The 22,454-nt window shown below is 72.5% G+C and carries 21 protein-coding genes; 12 read left to right on the top strand and 9 right to left on the bottom strand.

Going from position 1 to position 22,454, the window contains the following annotated elements; genetic code table 11:
- Nucleotides 1-28: 28 nt before the first annotated feature.
- Genes HJC40_RS30235 through araA form a run of 6 tightly spaced genes read left to right on the top strand, consistent with a single transcriptional unit; the run spans nucleotide 29 to nucleotide 7,437 of the window.
- A complete protein-coding gene (locus HJC40_RS30235; protein WP_250006237.1) occupies nucleotides 29-1,543 on the top strand; it encodes a sugar ABC transporter ATP-binding protein in 1,515 nt (504 codons plus the stop codon).
- On the top strand, nucleotides 1,540-2,559 hold the full coding sequence (locus tag HJC40_RS30230; protein WP_250006236.1) for an ABC transporter permease: 1,020 nt from the start codon (nucleotides 1,540-1,542) through the stop codon (nucleotides 2,557-2,559). Before HJC40_RS30235 ends, HJC40_RS30230 begins: the two co-directional genes overlap by 4 nt.
- 5 nt (nucleotides 2,560-2,564) lie before the next feature.
- Nucleotides 2,565-3,575 carry a galactofuranose ABC transporter, permease protein YjfF gene (yjfF, locus tag HJC40_RS30225; protein ID WP_374273145.1) on the top strand — a complete coding sequence of 337 codons (1,011 nt, stop codon included), beginning with the start codon at nucleotides 2,565-2,567 and terminating at the stop codon, nucleotides 3,573-3,575.
- Nucleotides 3,576-5,252 (top strand): ribulokinase, encoded by a 1,677-nt coding sequence (gene araB, locus HJC40_RS30220; RefSeq protein ID WP_250006231.1) that lies wholly within the window; start codon nucleotides 3,576-3,578, stop codon nucleotides 5,250-5,252.
- Nucleotides 5,249-5,959 (top strand): L-ribulose-5-phosphate 4-epimerase, encoded by a 711-nt coding sequence (locus HJC40_RS30215; protein ID WP_374273088.1) that lies wholly within the window; start codon nucleotides 5,249-5,251, stop codon nucleotides 5,957-5,959. The genes araB and HJC40_RS30215 overlap by 4 nt, the downstream gene beginning before the upstream one ends.
- Entirely contained in the window at nucleotides 5,956-7,437 is a 1,482-nt protein-coding gene (araA, locus tag HJC40_RS30210) for an L-arabinose isomerase (RefSeq protein ID WP_250006229.1), read from the top strand. Before HJC40_RS30215 ends, araA begins: the two co-directional genes overlap by 4 nt.
- A gap of 266 nt (nucleotides 7,438-7,703) precedes the next feature.
- Here araA and HJC40_RS30205 read toward each other — a convergent pair whose 3' ends face one another.
- Nucleotides 7,704-8,573 carry a substrate-binding domain-containing protein gene (locus HJC40_RS30205; protein ID WP_250006227.1) on the bottom strand — a complete coding sequence of 290 codons (870 nt, stop codon included), beginning with the start codon at nucleotides 8,571-8,573 and terminating at the stop codon, nucleotides 7,704-7,706.
- A gap of 576 nt (nucleotides 8,574-9,149) precedes the next feature.
- On the opposite strand from HJC40_RS30205, the gene HJC40_RS30200 reads away from it, so the two are divergent.
- A complete protein-coding gene (locus tag HJC40_RS30200) occupies nucleotides 9,150-9,626 on the top strand; it encodes a DUF6082 family protein (RefSeq protein WP_250006225.1) in 477 nt (158 codons plus the stop codon).
- Nucleotides 9,627-9,701: 75 nt separating this feature from the next.
- The gene (locus HJC40_RS30195) at nucleotides 9,702-10,433 is read left to right on the top strand and encodes a hypothetical protein (protein ID WP_250006223.1); all 732 of its coding nucleotides are present in this window, start codon (nucleotides 9,702-9,704) and stop codon (nucleotides 10,431-10,433) included.
- 9 nt (nucleotides 10,434-10,442) lie between these two features.
- Here the strand turns inward: HJC40_RS30195 and HJC40_RS30190 are convergent, their stop codons facing one another.
- Nucleotides 10,443-10,619: a hypothetical protein gene (locus tag HJC40_RS30190; protein WP_250006221.1), complete on the bottom strand. Its 177-nt coding sequence runs from the start codon at nucleotides 10,617-10,619 to the stop codon at nucleotides 10,443-10,445.
- Between the two features lie 215 nt (nucleotides 10,620-10,834).
- On the bottom strand, nucleotides 10,835-11,563 hold the full coding sequence (locus tag HJC40_RS30185; RefSeq protein WP_250006219.1) for an alpha/beta hydrolase: 729 nt from the start codon (nucleotides 11,561-11,563) through the stop codon (nucleotides 10,835-10,837).
- Nucleotides 11,564-11,743: 180 nt separating this feature from the next.
- Here HJC40_RS30185 and HJC40_RS30180 point away from each other — a divergent pair, with 180 nt between their 5' ends.
- Entirely contained in the window at nucleotides 11,744-12,904 is a 1,161-nt protein-coding gene (locus HJC40_RS30180; RefSeq protein ID WP_250006217.1) for an FAD-binding oxidoreductase, read from the top strand.
- A 4-nt stretch (nucleotides 12,905-12,908) separates the two neighbouring features.
- Here HJC40_RS30180 and HJC40_RS30175 read toward each other — a convergent pair whose 3' ends face one another.
- Entirely contained in the window at nucleotides 12,909-13,505 is a 597-nt protein-coding gene (locus HJC40_RS30175) for a hypothetical protein (RefSeq protein ID WP_250006215.1), read from the bottom strand.
- 145 nt (nucleotides 13,506-13,650) lie between these two features.
- Here HJC40_RS30175 and HJC40_RS30170 point away from each other — a divergent pair, with 145 nt between their 5' ends.
- Complete coding sequence (locus HJC40_RS30170; RefSeq protein WP_250006214.1) at nucleotides 13,651-14,622, top strand: SDR family oxidoreductase; 972 nt, start codon at nucleotides 13,651-13,653, stop codon at nucleotides 14,620-14,622.
- Here HJC40_RS30170 and HJC40_RS30165 read toward each other — a convergent pair.
- On the bottom strand, nucleotides 14,612-15,418 hold the full coding sequence (locus HJC40_RS30165; protein WP_250006212.1) for a TylF/MycF/NovP-related O-methyltransferase: 807 nt from the start codon (nucleotides 15,416-15,418) through the stop codon (nucleotides 14,612-14,614). The genes HJC40_RS30170 and HJC40_RS30165 overlap by 11 nt on opposite strands.
- On the bottom strand, nucleotides 15,357-17,642 hold the full coding sequence (locus HJC40_RS30160) for a bifunctional glycosyltransferase family 2 protein/CDP-glycerol:glycerophosphate glycerophosphotransferase (RefSeq protein WP_250006505.1): 2,286 nt from the start codon (nucleotides 17,640-17,642) through the stop codon (nucleotides 15,357-15,359). The genes HJC40_RS30165 and HJC40_RS30160 overlap by 62 nt, the downstream gene beginning before the upstream one ends.
- Nucleotides 17,643-17,865: 223 nt before the next feature.
- Here HJC40_RS30160 and HJC40_RS30155 point away from each other — a divergent pair, with 223 nt between their 5' ends.
- Nucleotides 17,866-19,437, top strand: coding sequence for a glycosyltransferase family 39 protein (locus tag HJC40_RS30155; RefSeq protein WP_250006210.1), 1,572 nt, complete (start codon nucleotides 17,866-17,868; stop codon nucleotides 19,435-19,437).
- Nucleotides 19,438-19,476: 39 nt separating this feature from the next.
- Here HJC40_RS30155 and HJC40_RS30150 read toward each other — a convergent pair whose 3' ends face one another.
- Nucleotides 19,477-20,241, bottom strand: a complete 765-nt coding sequence (locus tag HJC40_RS30150) for a GNAT family N-acetyltransferase (RefSeq protein WP_250006208.1) — start codon at nucleotides 20,239-20,241, stop codon at nucleotides 19,477-19,479.
- Between the two features lie 221 nt (nucleotides 20,242-20,462).
- Between HJC40_RS30150 and HJC40_RS30145 the strand changes: the two genes are divergently transcribed.
- Entirely contained in the window at nucleotides 20,463-20,909 is a 447-nt protein-coding gene (locus HJC40_RS30145) for an STAS domain-containing protein (RefSeq protein WP_250006206.1), read from the top strand.
- Here the strand turns inward: HJC40_RS30145 and HJC40_RS30140 are convergent.
- Both HJC40_RS30140 and HJC40_RS30135 read right to left on the bottom strand, forming a co-directional pair.
- On the bottom strand, nucleotides 20,795-21,796 hold the full coding sequence (locus HJC40_RS30140; RefSeq protein ID WP_250006204.1) for a nitronate monooxygenase: 1,002 nt from the start codon (nucleotides 21,794-21,796) through the stop codon (nucleotides 20,795-20,797). The genes HJC40_RS30145 and HJC40_RS30140 overlap by 115 nt on opposite strands.
- Nucleotides 21,789-22,376, bottom strand: coding sequence for a TetR family transcriptional regulator (locus HJC40_RS30135; protein WP_250006202.1), 588 nt, complete (start codon nucleotides 22,374-22,376; stop codon nucleotides 21,789-21,791). Before HJC40_RS30135 ends, HJC40_RS30140 begins: the two co-directional genes overlap by 8 nt.
- Nucleotides 22,377-22,454: the final 78 nt, after the last annotated feature.

Genomic DNA, 22,454 nt, shown 5'->3' with positions numbered 1-22,454 from the left:
GGACGGCCCACCGCTGAACGGAGCCCAGATGGCTGAGCAATTGAAGATGACCGGCATCAAGAAGGCCTTCCCCGGCGTCGTCGCGCTCGACGGCGTCGACTTCCGCCTGTTGCCCGGCGAGATCCACGCGCTGATGGGCGAGAACGGCGCCGGGAAGTCCACCCTCATCAAGGTGCTGACCGGCGTGTACGACATCGACGGCGGCGAGATCGAGCTGGCCGGTACGCCGGTGCGTCTGGCCGGGCCGCTGCAGGCCCAGCAGGCCGGCATCAGCACCGTCTACCAGGAGGTCAACCTCTGCCCCAACCTCTCGGTGGCCGAGAACATCTTCATCGGGCGCGAACCGCGCCGGTTCGGCCGCATCCAGTGGTCGGAGATGCGGCGGCGGGCCCAGCGGAGCCTGGCCCGGCTCGACCTCGACATCGACGTCTCGGCCCAGCTCGACAGCTACTCGCTGGCCATCCAGCAGATGGTGGCGATCGCGCGGGCCGTCGACCTGTCGGCGAAGATCCTGATCCTCGACGAGCCGACCTCCAGCCTGGACGCCTCCGAGGTCCGGCAGCTGTTCACGATCATGCGGCGGCTGCGCGACGACGGCGTCGCGATCCTGTTCGTGAGCCACTTCCTCGACCAGGTCTACGAGATCGCCGACCGGATGACGGTGCTGCGCAACGGCCGGCTGATCGGCGAGTACCGCACCGAGGAGCTGCCCCAGAGGCAGCTCATCGGGAAGATGATCGGCAAGGAGCTCGAGGCCCTGGGCGAGATCGAGGAACAGGCCCGGGAGGCGACCGTCCCGGAGCGGGGCACGCCCATCCTCGAGGCCCGGCAACTGGGCCGTACGGGCGCGATTGCCCCGTTCGACCTGACGATCCAGGCCGGCGAGGTGGTCGGCCTGGCCGGACTGCTCGGCTCCGGCCGGACCGAGCTGGCCCGGCTTTTGTTCGGCGCCGACCGCCCGGACCACGGTCAGCTCCTCATCGACGGCAAGGCGGAGGCGGTGAAGAGCCCGCGCGAGGCCATGGCCAAGGGCATCGCCTTCTCGTCGGAGAACCGGCGCACCGAGGGCATCGTCGGCGAGCTGACCGTCCGGGAGAACATCATCCTGGCGCTGCAGGCCGAGCGCGGCTGGATGCGGCCCATCCCGCGCCGCAAGCAGGACGAGCTCGTCGACAAGTACATCAAGGCCTTGCAGATCCGGCCGGCCGACCCGGAACGCCTGGTGCGCAACCTCTCCGGCGGCAACCAGCAGAAGGTGCTGCTGGCCCGCTGGCTGATCACCGAGCCCCGGCTGCTGATCATCGACGAGCCGACGCGCGGCATCGACGTCGGCGCCAAGGCCGAGATCCAGCGGCTGGTCGCCCAGCTCGCCGACGGGGGCATGGCCGTCCTGTTCGTCAGCGCCGAGCTCGAGGAGGTCCTCCGGCTCAGCCACAAGATCGAGGTTCTGCGCGACCGGCGGCTGGTCGAGGAGCTGGAGAACGGCGACGACGTCGACGCCGACCGGATCATGCAGACGATAGCCAGCGGAGCCACGCCATGACGAACCTGCTGAGACACCGGCTGTTCTGGCCCATCGCCGTCCTGGTGGTGCTGCTGGCCAGCAACCTGGTGTTCTCGAACAACTTCTTCTCGATCACCCTGCAGGACGGGCACCTCTACGGCTCGCTGATCGACATCCTGCGCCGCAGCGCGCCGCTGGTGCTGGTCGCGCTGGGCATGACGCTGGTGATCGCGACCGGCGGCATCGACCTCTCGGTCGGCTCGGTGATGGCCATCTCGGGCGCGCTGGCCTGCCTGCTCATCGGCGACCTGAGCAACCCGGACGCGGTCGGGCCGGTGCTGCTCGTGGTCGGCGCGGCGATCGCCCTGTGCCTGGTCTTCGGGCTGTGGAACGGTTTCCTGGTCGCCGTGCTGGGGATCCAGCCCATCATCGCGACGCTGATCCTGATGGTCGCCGGCCGGGGCGTGGCCCAGCTCATCACCGGCGGGCAGATCCTCAACGTCCGCTCGGAGCCCTACCGGGTCATCGGCGCGGGCTATTTCCTGGCCGTGCCCGTCTCGTTCCTCATCGCCGCGGCGGCGGTCGCGCTGACGGTCGCGCTCACCCGGCGTACGGCCTTGGGGTTGCTCCTGGAGTCGGTCGGCGGCAGCCCGACCGCGAGCCGGCTGGCCGGCATCCGGGCGCGCCGGATCACGATCATGGTGTACGTCTTCGCGGCCGCCTTCGCCGGTGTCGCCGGACTCATCTACAGCTCGGACGTGTCCAGTGCGGACAGCAACGCGGCCGGCAACCTGATCGAGCTCAACGCGATCCTCGCCGTCGTCCTCGGCGGCACGGCCCTGACCGGCGGCCGGTTCTCCATCGCGGGCAGCGTGCTCGGCGCGGTCATCATCACCACGCTCGACATCACCGCGGTCAGCGTCGGCGTCCCGGTCGAGACCACCCTGCTCTTCAAGGCGGTCGTCGTGATCATCCTCTGCCTGGCCCAGTCGGCCACGTTCCGGGCCAAGGTCTTCGGCCGATTCGGCCCCAAGCGAGCGGAGGTGCCGGCGTGATCGACGTGTCCACCCCACCCACGCCGCAGCGGAACCGATCGATCCTCGGCAGCCGCCGGGTGTACCGGCCGAACACCCGGCATGTCCCGGTGCTGGCCACCCTGGCGCTGCTGATCATCATGTACTCGATCGGCGTCTACAACTACGAGGGCTTCGGCGACACCCAGGTGCTGCTCAACGTCTTCGTCGACAACGCCTTCCTGCTGGTCGTCGCGGTCGGCATGACGTTCGTGATCCTCACCGGCGGCATCGACCTGTCGGTCGGCGCGGTGATCGCCCTGACCACCACGGTGGCCGCGACGCTGCTGACCGCCGGCTGGCCCGCCGGGGTCGTCCTCCCGCTGGTGCTGCTCATCGGCACGGTGATGGGCCTGGGCATGGGCGCGGTCATCCACTTCTTCAAGGTGGAGCCGTTCATCGCCACGCTGGCCGGCATGTTCCTCGCCCGCGGCCTGTCGCTGCTGATCAACCGCAACTCGATCCCGATCACGAACGACTTCTGGACCCAGATGGCGCAGAAGCGGTTCCGGTTCGGCGAGGGCATCTTCATCTCGCTCAACGTGGTGATCGCGCTGATCGTCGTGCTGATCGCGGCTCTCGTGCTGGCCTGGACGCGGTTCGGGCGCAACGTGTACGCGATCGGTGGCAACGCCGACTCCGCGCTGCTGATGGGTCTGCCGGTCGGGCGTACGCGGATCGCGGTCTACACGCTGAGCGGTTTCTGCGCGTCGCTCGGCGGGGTGCTCTACAGCTTCTACACGTCCTCCGGCTACAGCCTGCACGGGCAGGGGCTCGAACTCGACGCCATCGCCGCGGTGGTCATCGGCGGTGTGCTGCTGACCGGCGGCTCGGGATATGTGCTGGGCACCGTCCTGGGCGTGCTGGTGCTCGGTCTCATCCAGACGATCATCACGTTCCAGGGCGACCTGAACTCGTGGTGGACGCGCATCGTCGTGGGAATCCTGCTCTTCGTGTTCATCGTCCTGCAGCGGCTCGTCACCAGAAAGGCCAAGTGAATGCCCTCCTACACCATCGGGGTCGACTTCGGCACGCTCTCCGGCCGTGCCGTGGTCGTCCGGGTCAGCGACGGCGAAGAGGTCGGCAGCGCCGTGCACGAGTACGGGCACGGCGTGATCGAACGGACCCTGCCGGCGACGGGGGAGCGGCTGCGACCCGACTGGGCGCTGCAGAACCCCGACGACTACCGCGAGGTGCTGCGCACGGCCGTGCCGCAGGCGGTCGCGGCGGCCGGGATCGACCCGGGCGACGTCGTCGGCATCGCCACCGACTTCACCGCCTGCACCGTGCTGCCGGCGCTGGCCGACGGCACCCCGCTGGCCGAGGTCGACGGCTTCGAGGGCCGTCCGCACGCGTACGTGAAGCTCTGGAAGCACCATGCGGCGCAACCGCAGGCCGACCGGATCACCGACCTGGCCCACCGCCGCGGCGAGCCGTGGATCGACCGCTACGGCGGCAAAATCTCCTCGGAGTGGCAGTTCGCGAAGGCGCTGCAGGTGCTCGAGGAGGACCCCGAGGTCTACGCGCGCACCGAGCGCTGGATCGAGGCGGCCGACTGGATCGTCTGGCAGCTGTGCGGCCGCGAGACCCGCAACGCCTGCACGGCCGGATACAAAGGCATCCTCCAGGACGGTACGTATCCCAGCCGTGAGTATCTGGCCGAGCTCAACCCCGGGTTCGCGGACTTCGCCGACACCCGGCTGGCCCACCCGATCGCGGCGCTCGGCGAGCGTGCGGGCGGGCTGACCGCCGAGGCGGCCGGGTGGACGGGGCTGCCCGAGGGGATCGCGGTCGCGGTCGGCAACGTCGACGCGCACGTCACCTCGCCGGCCGCGCAGGCGGTCGGCCCCGGGCAGATGCTGCTGGTGATGGGCACGTCCACCTGTCACGTCATGAACTCCACCGAGCGGGCGGCGGTGCCGGGCATCTGCGGCGTCGTCGACGGCGGCATCCTCGCCGGGCTCTACGGCTACGAGGCCGGGCAGAGTGGTGTCGGCGACATCTTCGGCTGGTTCGTCGACAACGGCGTTCCCCCCTATGTGTACGAGGAAGCGCGCGCAGCCGGGCTCAGCGTGCACGATGTGCTCTCCCGCCAGGCCGCCGAGCAGCCGGTGGGCGGGCACGGGCTGATCGCCCTCGACTGGCAGAGCGGCAACCGGTCGGTGCTGGTCGACCACCACCTCTCCGGGGTGATCGCGGGGCTGACGCTGGCGACCCGGCCGTTCGAGATCTACAAGGCGCTCATCGAGGCGACCGCGTTCGGCACCCGCAAGATCGTTGAAACGTTCGAGGCCGCGGGCGTGCCGGTCACCGAGTTCGTGGCGGCCGGCGGGCTCAAGCGCAACCCGCTGGTCATGCGGATCTACGCCGACGTGCTGCGCCGGCCGATCAGCGTGGCCTCCTCGGAGCAGGCGCCCGCGCTGGGCTCGGCGATCCACGCGGCGGTGGCGGCCGGGGTCTACCCCGACGTCGCGACGGCGTCCGAGGCGATGGGCCGGGTCGAGAAGGACGTGTGGCAGCCGGAAGCGGCCGACGCCGACGTCTACGACCGGCTCTACGCCGAGTACTCGACGCTGCACGACTACTTCGGGACAGGCGAGAACAAGGTGCTCCACCGGCTGCGGGCGATCAGGGACGAGGCCTTCCAGCCGACAACGTCGGAGGTTGACCGATGACCGTCATGCCCATCTCCCAGACGATCGCCCGGATCCGGGCCGAGGTGTGCGACCTGCACGCCCATCTCACCCGGTGGGGCCTGGTCACCTGGACGGCCGGCAACGTCTCGGCCCGGGTGCCCGGCGAGGACCTGATGGTGATCAAGCCGTCCGGGGTTGAGTACGACTCGCTCACCCCGGAGGCGATGGTCGTGTGCGACCTCGACGGCGCCCTGGTCGAGGGCGAGCACAGCCCGTCCAGCGACACCGCCTCGCACGCCTACGTCTACCGCCACATGCCCGAGGTCAACGGCGTCGTGCACACCCACAGCCCGTACGCCACGGCCTGGGCCGCCCTGGGCGAACCGATCCCGTGCGCGATCACGGCCATGGCCGACGAGTTCGGCGGCGACATCCCGATCGGCCCGTTCGCGCTGATCGGCAGCGACGACATCGGGCGGGGGATCGTCGAGACGCTGCGCGGCTCCCGCTCGCCGGCCGTGCTGATGCGCCAGCACGGGCCGTTCACGATCGGCCCGACGGCCAAGGCGGCCGTGAAGGCCGCGGTCATGTGCGAGGACGTCGCCCGCACGATGCACCTGGCCCGCCAGCTCGGTCCGATCGACCGGCTCCCCACGACCGCCGTGGACCGCCTGTTCGACCGGTACCAGAACGTCTACGGCCAGCACCTGACGGAGGGCCGGAATCCGATGGAGGGACAGCAATGAGTCAGCACGAGGTCTGGTTCCTGACCGGCAGCCAGGGACTGTACGGCCCCGAAACCCTTGACCAGGTCGCCGCGCAGTCGCGCGAGATCTCGGACGTCCTCGCGTCGTCGCTGCCGGTCAAGATCGTCTGGAAGCCGGTGCTGACCACCGCCGGCGACATCCTCAGCGTCGCCCGCCAGGCCAACGACGACCCGAACGTCATCGGCCTGATCGCCTGGATGCACACGTTCTCCCCGGCCAAGATGTGGATCGCCGGGCTGGACGCGCTGCGCACGCCGTTGCTGCACCTGCACACGCAGGCCAACGTCGAGCTGCCCTGGGCGTCGATCGACATGGACTTCATGAACCTGAACCAGGCCGCGCACGGCGACCGCGAGTTCGGCTACATCGAGACCCGCCTGGGCGTCGCCCGCAAGACCGTGGCCGGGCACGTCTCGAACCCCCGCGTGGTCGAGCGGATCGCGGCGTGGGTGCGCGCGGCCCGCGGCCTGTCGGCCCTGCGATCGCTGCGGCTCGCGCGTTTCGGCGACAACATGCGCGACGTCGCCGTGACCGAGGGGGACAAGGTCGAAGCCCAGCTCCGCTTTGGCGTCTCGGTCAACACGTACGGGGTGAACGACCTCGTGAGCGTGGTCGACCAGGTGCTCGACGCCGAGATCGACAAGCTGGTCGTCGAGTACGCCGACCTGTACGACATCGCGCCCGAGCTGCGCGACGGCGGGGACCGGCACGAGTCGCTGCGCTACGCCGCCCGGATCGAGCTCGGCCTGCGCGGGTTCCTCGAGGCCGGCGGGTTCCAGGCGTTCACGACCAACTTCGAGGACCTCGGGGGGCTGCGCCAGCTGCCCGGCCTCGCGGTGCAACGGCTGATGAACGACGGCTACGGCTTCGGCGGCGAGGGCGACTGGAAGACGTCGGTGCTGCTGCACACGCTCAAGGCCATGACGCCCGGCGGTACGTCGTTCATGGAGGACTACACCTACGACCTGACGCCCGGCCAGGAGCGCATCCTCGGCGCCCACATGCTCGAGGTGTGCCCGTCCATCGCGGCCGGCACCCCGCGCCTGGAGATCCATCCCCTCGGCATCGGCGGCCGCGAGGACCCGGTCCGGATGGTGTTCGACGCCGCTCCCGGGCCGGCCGTGGTCGTCGGCATCACCGACATGGGCGAGCGGTTCCGCCTGGTGGCCAACGAGATCGAGGTCGTGCCGCCCTCGTCGCCGCTGCCCCGGCTGCCGGTGGCCCGCGCGGTGTGGAAGCCGGCGCCGGACTTCGCCACGTCGACCGAGGCGTGGCTGACGGCCGGCGGACCGCACCACACCGTGCTCTCGTCGGCCGTGGGCGCCGAGGAGCTCGCCGACCTGGCCGAGATGCTGTCCACCGAGCTCCTGGTGATCGACGGCGCGACGTCGATCCGGCAGTTCGCCAAGGAGGTGCGCTGGAACCAGGCGTACTACCGCCTGGCCCGCGGTTTCTGAGGGTGCGCCGGGGCCCTCGGCCCCGGCGGCCGCTCTGTCAGAGCCGGCTCATCGACGACTCGGTCGCCCGTCCCTTCCGGTACGATTAGGCCGCCGTGGCGACGATGCCGGCGAGGACCACGACGTAGCCGGCTGCGCTGACCCACCGGGCGGTGGACAGGCACAGGACGAGAAACGCGCCGAAGACGGGCAAGGCATGGCGGCGTACGTGCCCAACCGCCCGGCGGCTCACACCCGCAGCGCGGCCGAAGCGGTGCCCTGGATCCCTATACCCGCAGCGCGGCCGACACTGTGCTCCGGGGAATGAGCACCGGGTCGAGGCGTACGGACTCGGGTTGCCGCGACGGCGAGCCGAGCTGGTCGAGGAGCAGGCGCAGCGCCTCGCGGCCCACCTCGGCGAACTCCTGGCGGACGGTAGTGAGCGCCGGATGGGTGTAGCCGGCCTCGGGCACGTCGTCGAAGCCGACCACGCTCACGTCCTCGGGGACGCGGCGGCCCCGCTCGGCCATCGCGCGCATGACTCCGAGCGCGATGTCGTCGTTCGCGGCGAAGACGGCCGTGCAGGCCGGGTTGTCAGCCAGCAGCCGGCCGCAGCGGTAGCCCGACGCCGCCGACCAGTCGGCCCGGACCGTCGGCGGGGCGTGCACCCCGGCCTCGGCCAGGGCCGCCCGCCAGCCGGCCTCGCGGGCGCGGCTGCCGTGCCACTGCTCGGGGCCGGCCACGTGCCAGACCGTACGGTGGCCGTGGGCCAGCAGGTGCCGGGTGGCCAGCATCCCGCCGGCGTGCTGATCGACCGCGACGTTCGAGGTGGGGCAGCCGGGCGGACCGTCCACGGTCACCACCGGCAGGCCGGCCGGCACGGTCTCGAGCACCCCGGCGGTGGCGTCGATCGGCGCGATCACGATCAGGCCGGCCACGCCCTGCCCGGTGAACCTGCGCACCAGCCGGCGGGACGCGGCCACCGAGTCGAACCCGCAGACGTGCCCGACGGTGACCGGCAGCTCGGCGTCCAGGCCGGCGTCGCCGATGGCCTTCACCATGCTGGCCGGGCCGTACAGGGTGGTGTTCTGGGCGACCACGCCGATGGCCGAGGCGCGCTGGTCGCGGGAGCTGAGCGGTGCAGGACTGGTCCTCATGCCCTTCGTCCTTTGCTTCCGAGGTCCCACGAGCCTTGTCGAACGTGAACGCAAACATGTCTGGTTCGCTCCGGCCCGGTCAAGGCCTCGTTACGTCCTTGTTACAGGCCGAAAATTCCCGTGCCATCGCTGGCCGAACCGCCCGACCGGGGTGCGGCGCGCGGTGAGCGGGTCATCGCCGTCTTGGTGCCCGTTTTAGTAAGAAATGGCGATAGTGGAGGTTCGCCGTTTTCGGCGTTCACGGTGACAGAAGGTATGTGGATCGCCGCGGTGGGCATGGAATCGGGCCTGGACCATTCGTCCTGCGCACGGAGGCCTATGCATCGTGACCTGCGCATGCACACCCGGACCGCCCTGACAATACTCCGACCGAGCGACCGATCACGGGCCTGTCCAGGACGGAATACATCGCAACTGCTGACGTACGACCGGTGCCAAACTGCGTTGTCGATGTCGTCGCACGTCAGTGCAACCACACGTAAGAGCTGAGGAAACCGCGCCCCCCTGATCGTCCGCGTCCTCCCGCCGCGGCCCCCTGACCCGGCCGGAGCAACGCACAAGGAACAGAGAGTGATGATGACCGATCTACCCACCGTCGTGTCGATTGCCGCGCTCCTCGCCGTCGCGATCGCGCTGGTCGTCCAGCAACAGCAGGCTCGCACCGCCCAGATGGTCGACGTCCGCGAGCGCCACTTCGAGCTGATCAAGCTGATGCTCGACCACCCCGAGCTCGACTACAACGCGACCGACCGGCCGCCGGCCGACGACCGCAAGGCCGCGATCGGGATGAGCCTGTGGATGGCCCACTGGAACACCCTGTGGCACATCGGCAAGCTCGACGAGAAGGCCCTGCGCTTCAACCTCGAGGACCTGTTCGCCAACGCCGAGGCCCGCAACTGGTGGCGCCGGGTGTCGAGCGCCTGGTCGTCCAAGGGCACCCGCAAGGAGCGGCGCTTCCTCACGATCGTCGGTGAGGAGTGCGAGGCCGCCCGGGCCAAGCTGCCCGCGCAACGGCGCGAGCCGGTCAAAAGCGGTTCCGGCGTACGGGACTGAATCCTCAACCGCGGCGGCGCCGTGCCGATCTGGGGAGTCCCCCCGATCGGCACCATCCCCCCGCCGAGGTGCAGTGTGAGCTCGATCCGCCAGGCCCTGAGCACCCATGTTCCGAGAACCGCCGGCTTCGCCGCGCTCTACCTGCTGGCCACGGTCGCCGGACTGGCCACGGCCGGGTCCGAGTCCGGCGTACGGCTGATCTGGCCCGCCGCCGTCGTCGGCGCGCTGTGGCTGGTCGCCCAGGGCCGTTTCGGCCGGCGCAACCTCGACGTCATCGCGCTCGCGGTGGTCGCCGTGCTCGCCCCGGGCAACGGCGACGACCTGCTGCAGTCCTTCGTCGGGGCGGTGCCCCAGGTGGTGCCGGCGCTGCTGTTCGCCTGGCTGTCCGACCGCTGGCTGCCCGGTTACTGGCTCGGCCACGGCGACCGGTTCCGCCGCACCGGTCCGGCGCTGGCCCGGCTGGCCGGCGCGGCGACCACGGCGGCGCTGGCCGCGGCGGTGCTCCTCAAGACCGTCGACAACGAACTGACGTTGGGCGAGGCCGGGTACGTCATCGTGCGCGACGCCACGGCGGTGCTGCTCGCCGTGCTGGCCGCCCGGGGAGTCCGCCGCCTGGCCAGGCGCGGCCGCGGCGGCGACCCGGGCGCGGGGCCGGACGACGACGGCGGCCGCGGCCCGGGGCCGGACACCGGCGGCGATCAGGGCCGGGGGCCGGACACCGGCGGCAACCGGGGTCCGGGCCCGGACACCGGTCGAGGACCGGGGAGCGCCGGCCCTGGCCGTCCTGGGCTGACGCTCGTCCGGTGACCCCGGCCGTCACAACTCGCGCGAGGTGGTCTTTCCCCCATCCGGCTCCTGGCCGCCGGGCTCGGAACCGCCCGGCTCGGTGGCGGGCGCGCCGGGATCCGACCGCGGATCCTCCGCGTTGGCCTCACGCAGGTACTCGTCGGCGTTGTCCGGTGGGTCGCCGAGGGCTTCGGGATTGACGCTCATGCCGGTGTCCTTTCGCTCGTGGTGGCCATGTCGTGCCGGTGGCTCAGTCGTGCCGTGGTGGCGCTGTCGTGCCGTGGTGGCGCTGTCGTGCCGTGGTGGCGCTGTCGTGCCGTGGTGGCTATGTCGTGCTCGCGACGTGGAGCCGGGCCGTGGCGTGGCCGGTACGACTCCGTGGCAGGAACGATTGCGCGGTGGGGCCGGCTCGGGCGCGCCGCTTACCCGTGGGGCGGGGCTTCATGCGGCGGCAACCACTCCACCGCGCGTCGCACGACGTCTTCCGGCACCTCGTGGCCGCCGGCGAACTCCTGGTATGTCACGTCGTAGCCCTGGGCCCGCAGCCGCGGCACCAGCCGGCGGCTGCAGTGGTCGATCGGCAGCACCCGGTCGGCCGTGCCGTGCGACACGAAGACGACCGGCCGCCCACGGGTGAGCGGCGGCGCCGCGAAACCGGGCGAGAAGGCCAGCACCGCGTCGAACACGTCGCCGTTGGCCAGGCCCAGCGAGAGCGCGTACGAGGCGCCGTCGGAGAACCCGCCGATCAGCATCCGGTCGATCGGGTAGCCGTCGGCGAACCCGGTGAGCACCCAGTCGATCCGTTCCACGTCCGGGCCGAGGGCGGAGCTGATCAGATCCCAGGTCGGCGCCACCGACTGCGGCGCCACCAGTAGTAGGCGCTGCTCGTCGGCCACCGGCAGGAGCAGGTCCAGTGCCTGCTCGGCCGAGCCGCCGGCGCCGTGCAGCAGCACCACCAGCCGGTAGGGCAGGTCGCCGGCCGGCTCCGGCACGTACGCGACCGCGAGCAGATCCCCGGCCGGGCCCCGGACGGCGATCCGCCCGGTGCGGCCGGGCGGCCCGAGCGGTGACCGGCGCCGGACCCGTAACCGGCCGTGGGCGGGAAGCTCCCCGGGCCGGCGCGGCCCGCCCGGTTCGTCGATGACGGTCATACAGCGGACTACCCAGAGGACCCGTTCCCACTCTCCCGGCCGGCCATCACCTGGTCGGTCGCGCCCTCGCATCGCGGCGACGGGCCGCCGGGCGGCGGTCGTATTCTCTCGTTCGTGATGCCGGCTGACGCCCGGTTCGCCGCGGGGCATGGTCAGGGTGGCGACGGGTATGCGGCGCGCATGAGCCGAAACCTGGAAGTCGCAGTCGTGGGGGCCGGCATCATCGGGGCGTGTCTGGCCGACGCGCTCGTGCGAGCCGGAGCGTCGGTCACGGTGATCGACCGGGCCCGGCCCGGCTCGGGCACCAGCGGGTCGAGCCTGGCCTGGCTCAACGCCAACCGCAAACTCCCGCGCCACTACCACGACCTGTCGGCGCGCTCCCTGGCCGACTGGCGGCAGCTGGCAGCCGCCTTCGGCGAGCCGGACTGGTACGTACCCAGCGGCAGTTTGACCTGGGCGGAAGTCTTCGCTGAGACCGGGGCCGGCACCGAAGCCGAACCCGCGGCCGGGCCCGGGGCCGGCGAGCTGACCGAGCGGCTGGAACGCCTGACCGCCTGGGGTTACGCCGCCGAGCAGCTGACGGCCCACCAGGCGGCCGAGCTCGAACCCTCGCTGCGCATCCCGGCCGGAGCGCACGTCGCCTTCTTCCCCGGTGAGTCGTTCGTGCACGGCCACCTCGCCGTCGAGGCGCTGCTGGCCCGCGCGGCGCCCCGGCTGATCGTCGCCGACGGTGACGTGACGTTCGAGGGCGACGGTGCCGGGATCACCGCCGTGCGGCTGCCCGGCGGCGAGCGGGTCCAGGCCGACGTCTACGTCTGCTGCGCCGGCTGGCGTACCGCGCGACTGCTCGAGCCGCTGGGTGTCTCGATCCCGCTCACCGGGGCCGGCGAGGCCGGCTCGGCCGCGCCCTGCCTGGTCACCCGGACCTCCGGAGCCGGACAGGTGAACCGCGTCGTCAACGCTCCCGGCCTGACCCTGCGCCCGCTGCCCCGGCGCGGGCTTCAGCTCGAGGCGAGCGACATCAACGAGCGCGTCGACCTGGGCACCGGCCGGAACGATCTGGACCGGCACGGGACCGAGCTGCTGCGCCGCGCCGGGGCGGCGGTGCACGGGTTCGAGGCCGGCGAGGCGCAGCATCGCCTGTGCGTGCGGCCGCTGCCGGTGGACGGGCACCCGATCGTCGGCTGGGTGCCTGCCCTGCCCAATGCCTATGTGAGTGTCACCCACAGCGGCATGACGCTCGCTCCGGCGCTGGCCCGGCTGGCGGCCGCGGAGATCCTGGGCGGTGAGGCCGGCGACGACCTGCGGCCGTACCGGCCCACCCGCTTCGCCCAGGTGTGACGGCTTACCGGCGGTTGGGGAGCAGGCGCCCGAGAACACCCTCGACGGTGGCGCCGGTCCGATAGGACTGCACGAGGTGCGAACCCGCGGCGATGTTGGCGCCCGCCAGCACCGGCCCGATGAACTGGGCCACGCGCTGCTGCCGCTGCCACTTCGCGACCGTCTCGGGCGTCTGCTCGGTCGGCGTGGTCGCGTCGACGACGTCGATCGGCTCGCCCCGGCGTTCCGCCTCGGCCGTGGCCTCGGCGATCTTCTTTCCGCAGTACGCCGCGTACGCCGTGGCCGCCGCGCCGGCGACCGCCAGGCCCGCCTTGGTGGCGCCCACGGTGCCGAAGCCCTTCTGCAGCGCGATGCGGCGCCCGCCGACCCGGGTCAGCTGCAGCCCGGCCAGCAGGGTGGCGCCGATGCCGGCCCACTGCGCCGGCGCGAACCGGCCCCACGCCGAACTGGCCACCCGGATCCGGTCGGCGCCGTCTTTGAGGTCGCGGCCGGACGAGTTGACCCCGATCACGCCCATGGCCGACCCGCCGAACCACAGCGCGGATCCGAGATCGTGGACGGCCTGGGCCACGGAGTGGGCGTCGTTCTGGGTGGTGGTCATCGATAACTCCCTCACAGATTTCCGGTGCTGTGCTCGGTGCGAGCCTTCGCATACCCACCGCTGAGCCCCGAAACCTGTGGCGCGTTAGGCGTCCGTCCCGCCGGGAATGCCGGGCCGGACGACGAGCCGACAGGGAGGTACGCCGATGACTGACCGGGAATCGACCGTGGTGATCACGGGCGCGTCGAGCGGTATCGGGTTGTGCACGGCGGAGGCGTTCGCCCGGCGCGGCGCGAATGTCGTGCTCGTCGCCCGGGCCGCCGCCCCGCTGGCCGAGGCGGCGGAGCGCTGCCGGGCCGCGGGCGGCCGCACGCTGGTGGTCGCCGCGGACGTGGCCGACGGCGAAGCCCTGCGCCGCGTGGCGGACGAGGCGGTGGCGGCCTTCGGCGGCGTCGACGTGTGGGTCAACAACGCGGGCACCAGCCTCTGGGGACTGTTCGAGGACATCCCGCTGGAGACCCACCGGCGGCTCGTCGAGGTCGACCTGGTGGGCGTGATCAACGGGGCGCACGCCGTCCTGCCGCACTTCCTCGCCCGCGGCACCGGGGTGCTGATCAACGTCGTGTCGATCGGCGGGCGGCTGCCGAGCCCGTGGGCGGCCAGCTACAGCGCGGCCAAGTTCGGCGTGGCCGGCTTCACGCAGGCGCTGCGCTCGGAACTGGCGTCGCACTCGAAGGTCCGGGTGTGCGGGGTCTATCCGGCGTTCACCGACACGCCCACGGCGGCCCGCTCGGGCAACTACACCGGGCGCACGCTGCGGCCGGTGCCGCCGGTGGTCACGCCCGAGCGGGTGGCGGCGGCGATCGTGTCGCTGGCCGGCCGTCCCCGGCGGACCCGGCTGGTGGGCAGCCAGCACGTCCTGTCGTTCGGGCACGCGATCGCGCCCGGGCTCACCGGCACGCTGTCGGCGCGGCTCGGCGGCTGGTACTTCGGTCGTGCGGGGGAGCCGGCCGAACCCACCGACGGGGCCCTGTTCGAGGTGCGCCCGGCCCCGGTGAGTGGCCGGGGCGGCTGGGGGCTCCCGCAGCGCCGGCGGGCCCGGGCCGTGGTGGCGGGGGTCGCGGTGGTGGGACTGGCCGCCGCGACGGCCGGCCGGGTGCGGCGCCTCAGGGCTTGACCGCGATGCGTCCCGGCCCCAGCGGCACGAGCAGGAGCCGGGCACCGGTCCGCCGGACGAACTCGTCGACGGCCTCCCGGGCGCCCTTGAAGGTGCCGTAGTCGTCGATGATCAGCACACCGCCCGGCGCCAGCCTCTCGTACAGCGACTCCAGTTCGTGGCGGGTGGACTCGTACCAGTCGGTGTCGAGCCGCAGGATCGCTATGCGGTCGGGAGCCTGCGCGGGCAACGTCGACTCGACCGGGCCCTGGACGAAGTGGATCCGCTCCGACGGGTACGGGATCGCGGCGAAGCCCTCCCGCACGTCCTCCAGCCCGGCGACGGCCCAGATCCGCGCGGTCCGGGGCTGGGCGCTCAGCAGCTCGGCGACCGGCCGGCCGCCGTACGTGAGGTCCTTGTCGCCCGGCTCGGTCATCCCCTCGAAGGTGTCGAACAGGTAGAGCTCGCGCGAGGTGTCGCCGATCGCCAGCAACGTCCGCGCGACCACGTGCATGCTGCCGCCCCGCCACACCCCGCACTCGACGATCGCGCCCGGGATGTCGTGCTCGACGACGTACCTCGTGGCCAGGTACAGCGCGTAGCGCTTCTCCTTGCGGGTCATCGTGTACGGGTGGGCCGCGCGCAGGATCGGCACGGCCACCTCGTCGTAGTCGGCCGGATACGTCTCCTCGGCCGGCTTGGCCGGGGCCGGTGGCTTCGGCGGCGGCGGCGGCGCCGGGCGGACCGGCGGCGGCTCAGGCGCCCGGGCCGGCCGGCCGGACCCGGCCCGGACGATCCGGTACCCGGTCGTGGTCACGAGGGCCCGGTTGATGCGGGATCGCCACGCCCGGGGCAGGTTCGGGGTCATCTTGGCCTCCACCGTCGGTGAACACACGTCGCACGACTCGTTCGGCGGCGCCGCCGTCGTCGAGATAGCAGAATCGCTGGCGGAACTTGAGCCGGGCCTTGGTCGCGTAGTCGTCGCGGTAGGCGCCGGTGCGGAGCACGTCGAGCAGGTCGGCGTACGTGGTCGCCACGGCCCCCGGCGGCTCGGCCGTCAGGTCGAAGTAGACGCCGCGGATCAGCTGGTACGCCTGCCAGTCGGGGGCGAAGACGACGATCGGCCGGTCGAGCACGGCGTAGTCGAACATCAGCGACGAGTAATCCGTGATCAACAGGTCGGCGGCGAGATAGAGGTCCTCGACGCTGGGCTGGCCGGACACGTCGATCACCTGGCTGGTGCCGTCGCCGGCGCGGCGGCCGGAGCCGCCGTAGAAGTAGTGCGCCCGTACCAGGATGAGGTGATCCGGGCCCAGCTGCCGGGCCAGGTCGTCGATGTCGAGCAGCATCTGGCTGCGGCGGTGCCACTCCCGGTGCGTGGGGGCGTAGAGCACCACCGTCCGGCCCGCCGGGATCCCGAGGCGCTCGCGTACGGCCGCCACCTCGTCCGGGGTGGCGCGGGCGAGCCGGTCGTTGCGGGGATAGCCGACCTCGAGCGTCTCGTGCCGGCACGGGTAAGCCCGTTTCCACTGCTCGGTGGTGAAGGCGTTGGCCGTGATGCTGAAGTCCCACCGGTCGGCCCGGCGGATCTGCGCCGCGAAGTCCGGGTCCTTCACGCCTCCCGGGTAGCGCAGCTGGTCCAGTCCCATCACCTTGACCGGGGTGCCGTGGTGGGTCATGACGTGCACCGAGCCCGGGCGCTTGGTCGCCCAGTCCGGCCAGTTGACGTTGTTGACCAGATACCGGGCCCGGGCCAGCGCGCGATAGTACGCACGGGTGCCGCTCACCACGTGCTCGACGCCCGGCGGCAGGTCCTTGACCCGGTCGCGGCGCACCGCCCACACCCCGCGCAGACCGGGGACGACCTCCCGGGCCTTCTCGTAGATCGCGGCCGGGTTCGACGCGTATCCGCGATGCCAGTACGCCGAGTACAGCACCAGATTCTCGTCGACCGGCCGCCGTAGCTGCGCCCGGTAGTACAGGCGGAAGGCCCGCGTCCGGACGGCCCCGGCGAACCGGCGGCCCCGGCGGATCGCCCGCCGGGCCGGTCGTCGTGACCGCACCCGCAGGCGGTTGGCCGCGCGCAGCGCCTCGAAGGTCCGATACCGCCCGCGGGCCACGAGCCGGTGCTTGACCCCCTCGACGCCGTCGGGCACCGGATAGCCGCCGGCCGGGACGAAGCGCTCGTAGTGCTCGTGCATCCGGGCGAAGAAGAACCGGCGGGCCCGGCCCTGGATGCGCTGCCGGTTGCCCAGCACCTTGAGCAGGTGCCAGATCATCCGCCGGAACAGCAGAGGCCGCACCGCCGCCGGGTCGCGCCCCCACTCGCCGACCAGCGCGTGCGTGCGTACCCAGGCCGGGAAGATCGCCAGGTGGCCGGCCCCCACGGTCCGGGTGGCCGCGCCCACCCGGCGCTGGCGGTAGTGCACACACACGCGGTCGAGGGTGCTGATCCGCTCGGCCACGGCGAGCACTCCGTAGGTGTACGGCAGATCCTCGTACCAGCCCGGGTCGAACCGGAAACCGAGGCGGTCCAGCAGCTCCCGCCGGACGATCTTGTTCCAGGCGACGTGCAGCACGTCGATCACCCGCGGCCAGCTGTCCAAGGTGAAGACCTCGGGGGCGTCGCGCAGGGCCCGGCCGACCCAGCTGCCCTGCACCCGGCCGGTCCAGTGCTCGCGGACCCAGTCGACCAGCAGCACGTCGGCGCCGGTCTGCCGCAGCCGGTCGGCCACCGCCGCCATCGCGCCCGGCGCCAGCCAGTCGTCGCCGTCCAGGAACCAGACGTACCGGCCCCGGGCGCGCTCGAGGCCGGCGTTGCGCGCCGGACCCTGGCCGACGTTGCGGTCCAAGGTGATCACTTGCAGCCGCGGGTCGCGGGCGGCGATCTCGGCCAGGATCGCGGCGCTGCCGTCGGGTGAGGCGTCGTCCACCGCGATCACCTCGAGATCGGTGAACGACTGGCCGAGCAGCGAGTCCAGGCATTCCCGCAGGTAGCCCTGCACTCCGTGGACCGGGACGACGACGCTCACCAGGGTCACCACGACCACCTCCGTTCCCCGTCCGGGCACACGGGCCCACCCGGCCCGGCCGGCGCATTGCCAATTCGGATCGAAATATTCATCCGCGTCGCACTGGGTATGCGGGCGCGGCCGGTTCTGTCACGCGCCGGTCGATCACCCCGCGCCTTTCCCGCCGCTCCCGCCGCCTTTCCCGCCGACTTCCCTCACCGACTTTCCCCGCCGACCGACACGGAGGCCGGACATGGACGACCCGGGCACACAACGCCGGGCACGGGCGCGCCTCTGGCTCGGGCGCCTCGTTCCAGTGCTCGTCCCGGCGCTGCTCATGGCCCTGATCTCCGCCCGGCACCTCGCCACCCCGGTGCTCAGCTGGGACGAGGTGGCCACGGCGGACGTCGCGACCCGGACACCGGCCCAGATCTGGCGGCTCGCCCACCACATCGACGCGGCCATCACCCCGTACTACTTCTTCATGCACGGCTGGACGGAGGTGTTCGGGATCTCCGAGTGGGCGCTGCGGGCCCCCTCCTGGATCGCCATGGCCCTGACCGCCGGGCTGCTCGGCGCGCTGGGAGCCCGGCTGGCCGGCCCGGCCGCCGGTCTGCTGGCCGGCGTGATCTTCGCGCTGATCCCGCAGACCTCCCGGTACGCCCAGGAGGCGCGCGTCTATGCGATCACCTGCCTGCTCTTCGTGCTGGCGACCCTGCTGCTCCACCGGCTGATCGACCGCCCCGGCGCGCGCACGGCCCTTCCGTACGGGCTGGCCGTGGCCTTGCTGGGAGCCGGGCACCTGGTCGCCCTGAGCGCGCTCGCCGGCCACGCGGTCATCGTCGGCCTGCACTGGTGGCGCACCCGGCGTACCCGGACCGTCGTGGTCTGGGCGGCTGCCGTCGTCGTGGGAGTCCTGCCGCTGGCGCCGCTGGCCCTGACCGCGGCCGGGCAGGTGGACGCGCAGATCGGCTGGATCTACGGCCCGCTCACCCTCGACGACGTGCTCACCGCGCCCGAGGACATCGCCGGCTCGGCCGCGGTGGCCTGGCTGCTGGTCGGTCTGGCCCTGCTCGTACGGGACCGTCCGCACCGGATCGTGCCGCTCGCGGCTCTGGCGCTGCTCCCGGCGCTGGTCCTCGGGGCGGCCGCGACGGCCGGACAGCCGTTCTGGGTTCCGCGCTACCTGCTGGTCGTCCTGCCCTGGCTCGCCCTGCTGGCCGCGCTCGCGACTCTGGGGCCGACGGCCAACCGGAGATCAGGCCGCGGTGGAGTTGAACGCACGCCGCAACCAGCGCAACCGGAGACCACGTCCGACTCGGACCGGCACCCGCCGGGGGCGCCGCGCGGCCGACGGCGCGCCGGGCTCGCCCGGGCGGTGGTCGTCCTGGTCGCGGTGGCCTGGGCGGCCTGGCCCGCTCAGCGCACGCTGCGCGAGACCGACTCCCACAACGGCGGCAACTACCGCGCGGCCGCCCGTACGGTGGCCCGGCACCAGCAACCCGGCGACGTGGTGCTCTTCCCGCCCGAACGCGACCTGCGCGCCGGCCTGCTCTACTACCTGCGCGACGACCCGGGACGCCCGGCCGACTTCCTGCTGAGCCGCACGGCGGCCGAGGCCGGCGACCTCCGCGCGGTCGAGGCGCCCGATTCCGCGGCCCGGCTGCGCGCTCAGCAGCGGGTCTGGTTCTTCGCCTACGGCCGGCCGCGGGACCCGACGACCGCCCGGCCCGACCTGGCCCCTGTGCTGCGTGCCGAGTTCCGGCCGGTGCGCACCTGGCGCCTGTCCAGCTCGACCCTCGTCCTTTACCAGCGCCGCCCATGAACTGCTTCGCCGCCGCCCGTCAGCCGGTGTCGCGCCGGGTCAGGCGCCCGCGGAGAAGACCGTCCAGTTCTCGGCGACCTCGAAGCCCATCGCGCGGTAGAGCGGAAGCCCGTCGGGCGTGGCGTGCAGGAACGCGGTGCGGGCGCCGGCCGCGTAGGCGTCGCGCAGGACCGCGGCGGTGGCCAGCCGGCCGTACCCCTTGCGGCGGAAGGCCGGCGGCACGGCGATGTTGAAGACGCCGACCTGATCGCCCACCATGACCCCGAACGAGGTGGCCACCGGTACCCCGTCCACTTCGACCAGATAGCCGCTCCCGCCCGGCAGGGCGACGACGGCGGGCTCGGCGAAGATCGTGAACAGCGGCTCGGGCGCCTCGAAGCCGGCAGCCATGGTGCGCTGGTAGGAGACGCTGTCGGCGTCGGTGATGCGGCGCGCGAACGGCACCTCGGCCGCGTCCGCGACGGTCAGGTCGCGGACCATGAACGGCAGCGGCATGCTCCCGGTGAGGCCGTTGCGCCCGGCGATCGCGGCGATCCGCTCGTCCACGCCGTCGCCGCGTACGTGGATCGTCCAGGCCACCTCGCGCAGGCGCGCCGAGCCGGCCAGCTCGGCGATCTCCTCCGGCGAGGGGATGCCGACGACCGCGGCGACGCCGTTCAGCGACGGGAACGGCGCCCCCGTGACGATCTGGGCGGTGCCGCCGGGCATCTCGCGGAAATACCCGGTGCGCTGCGAGCCGGCGAGAAGCTTGAGGGCGCCCAGCCAGGCGCGGGACGCGGTGTCGGCCGCATGTACCAGAGTCACTCCCCAAAGGTAGGAGTTCGACCGCCTCCCCGGGGCCGCCTATGGGCAGGCTCACTCGGCGACGCGATCGGCGACGGGTGACCGGCGACTCGGGTGCCCGGCTGGCCAATTGACATCAAGTGGTGCGAACGGGCATGGGTCGAGCCGCACGTGGAATGCGCGGTTACGGGTCGGTTGTCAGGTCAGCAGTTGTCAGGTCAGCAGTTGTCAGGGGGAGCACCATGTACTCGAACGCCGAAGCACGGACGGAGGCGAACACCGCGCCGGGGTGGCCGCTGGAGATCACCGCGATGGCCGACCCGCCCGGGGCGCTGGTGGCCGGGCAGGTCGATCCCGGCACGCTGCCGCTCTTCGATATGGCGCTGGAACTGCTGGCCGGCTGCGCCGGGGACGTCGTCATCGACCTGTCCGCGGTCACGTTGCTGCACGTCGGCGGCGCGACGGCTCTCGCACAGGTCACCCAGCGGGTGCGCGACTGTGGCCGCCGGCTGTGGATGCGCGCCCCGTCGCCGGAGGTGCGCCGGATGATCGACCTGCTCGGCTGGGCCGGCCGCTACGACTGGGAGCCGGGCATGAGCCTGGCCACCAGTTCGGCCGCCGGGCCGCCACGGGCCGAGCGGAACCCCGTACCGGCCCAGAGGTTGATGCCGTCGGCGTCCGCGGCCTGAGCCGCGGCGGCCCGCAGGGGCGCGGTCAGGTGGTGCACGGCCGGATAGCCGATCGGCGCCATCGACGTGTAGGTATCGGTGAACCGGTTGCGAAGCGCCCGGGCCGGCTGCCCGGTGAAGGCCCGGGTGACCACCGTGCCGGTGGCCCGCCCGGCCAGCATGTGCTCGCGCTGCGCGGCCCGGGTGCCGGCCTCGTCGGCGAGCAGAAAGGCGGTGCCGCACTGCACGGCGACGGCCCCGGCCGCGAGCAGTCGTTCGACGTCCCCGGCGTCCGCGACGCCGCCGGCGGCGATCACCGGGAGGTCGCCCCGGACCGCGGCCACGACGTCCGCCGTGGTGGTGTCGCCGAGGTAGGTCTCCGGGCTGGTGGTGGCCGAGTGCCCGCCGGCCGGACCGCCCTGGGCGATCAGGGCGTCGGCCCCGGCGGCCCGGCCCCGGCTGGCCTCGGCGGCCGAGGTCACGGTGATCAGCACGCGGCAGCCGGCCTGCCGGAGCGCGGCCAGCACGGCCCGATCGGGCACGCCGAAGGTGAAGCTGACCAGCGGGACCCGGTACGTGACGGCCAGCTCGACCTTCGCCGCGAAGTGATCGTCGTCGTGGAGCCGCACGGGTGGCAGCTCGACGCCGTACCGTTCGGCCTCGGGCCGCAGCAGCTCGCGGTAGAGCTCGAGCGCGGCCACATCGGCCGGTGGCGGCCCGGGCACGAAGATGTTGAGCCCGTACGCCCCGGAGACCGCCCGCAGCTCGTCCTCGACCGCCCGCGGGGTCTTGTAGCCGGCGGCCAGGAACCCGGTCGCGCCCGCCGCCGTGGCCGCGCCGACCAGGGCCGGGGTGGAGGGGCCGCCGGTCATCGGCGCGACCACGATCGGGCCGATCAGCTCACGCACGACGCTCCAGCAGCCCGCTGATCAGGTCGGACAGCGGGTCGACGAGCTCTTGCGCACCGGCCGACGCGAGCGGCTCCAGGCGGGTCTTGGAGCGCAGCATCGCGATGCCCAGCGAGGCGGCGATCGCGATCTGGGCCCGCAGCAGCAGGTCGTCGTCGTCCCCTGTCCAGCCGGCCAGGGTGGCCAGGTTGTCCGCGTACGACCGCAGGATGCCGATCCGGATCTCGTCGGCGCGCGCGTCGCCCGAGGAACGGAGCAGCAGGACCAGCCGTTGCGGGATGCCGCCGGAGTCGATGCCGGCCGCCTGCTCGGCGATCCGCTGCGGCACCTCGGCCAGCGTGGCGCTGCCGGCGGCGCGGCGCATCTCGTCGACGGCGGTGGTCAGGCAGGCCTCGAACAGGCCCTCCTTGGACCGGAAGTAGCGGCTGATCAGCGCGACGTTCACCCCGGCGTCGTCGGCGATGTCGCGCACGGTGGTGGCCGCGTACCCGTCGTCGGCGAACCGGGCACGGGCGGCCTCGAGGAGCAGCTGCCGGGTGCGGGCGGCGTCCCGGCGTCGGGTCGGTGCGGGGCTGGTCACCCGTCCAGCGTACCGGCGGACCGGTGGATGTAAACGCCTGTTGACGTCAGTGTCCGATGCGACAGCGTCCCTTGTACG

Origin of the sequence: Actinoplanes sp. M2I2 (genome assembly GCF_023544445.1) — a bacterium.
GTDB lineage: Bacteria > Actinomycetota > Actinomycetes > Mycobacteriales > Micromonosporaceae > Actinoplanes.
This window is presented reverse-complemented; position numbering and strand designations above follow the sequence as displayed.

Bases quoted from the DNA above. Each gene is read 5' to 3' on its own strand.
- HJC40_RS30235 (WP_250006237.1), top strand. From the start codon at position 29: ATGGCTGAGCAATTGAAGATGACCGGCATCAAGAAGGCCTTCCCCGGC.
- HJC40_RS30230 (WP_250006236.1), top strand. From the start codon at position 1,540: ATGACGAACCTGCTGAGACACCGGCTGTTCTGGCCCATCGCCGTCCTG.
- araB (WP_250006231.1), top strand. From the start codon at position 3,576: ATGCCCTCCTACACCATCGGGGTCGACTTCGGCACGCTCTCCGGCCGT.
- HJC40_RS30215 (WP_374273088.1), top strand. From the start codon at position 5,249: ATGACCGTCATGCCCATCTCCCAGACGATCGCCCGGATCCGGGCCGAG.
- araA (WP_250006229.1), top strand. From the start codon at position 5,956: ATGAGTCAGCACGAGGTCTGGTTCCTGACCGGCAGCCAGGGACTGTAC.
- HJC40_RS30205 (WP_250006227.1), bottom strand. From the start codon at position 8,573: ATGAGGACCAGTCCTGCACCGCTCAGCTCCCGCGACCAGCGCGCCTCG.
- HJC40_RS30200 (WP_250006225.1), top strand. From the start codon at position 9,150: ATGACCGATCTACCCACCGTCGTGTCGATTGCCGCGCTCCTCGCCGTC.
- HJC40_RS30190 (WP_250006221.1), bottom strand. From the start codon at position 10,619: ATGAGCGTCAATCCCGAAGCCCTCGGCGACCCACCGGACAACGCCGAC.
- HJC40_RS30185 (WP_250006219.1), bottom strand. From the start codon at position 11,563: ATGACCGTCATCGACGAACCGGGCGGGCCGCGCCGGCCCGGGGAGCTT.
- HJC40_RS30180 (WP_250006217.1), top strand. From the start codon at position 11,744: ATGAGCCGAAACCTGGAAGTCGCAGTCGTGGGGGCCGGCATCATCGGG.
- HJC40_RS30175 (WP_250006215.1), bottom strand. From the start codon at position 13,505: ATGACCACCACCCAGAACGACGCCCACTCCGTGGCCCAGGCCGTCCAC.
- HJC40_RS30170 (WP_250006214.1), top strand. From the start codon at position 13,651: ATGACTGACCGGGAATCGACCGTGGTGATCACGGGCGCGTCGAGCGGT.
- HJC40_RS30155 (WP_250006210.1), top strand. From the start codon at position 17,866: ATGGACGACCCGGGCACACAACGCCGGGCACGGGCGCGCCTCTGGCTC.
- HJC40_RS30145 (WP_250006206.1), top strand. From the start codon at position 20,463: ATGTACTCGAACGCCGAAGCACGGACGGAGGCGAACACCGCGCCGGGG.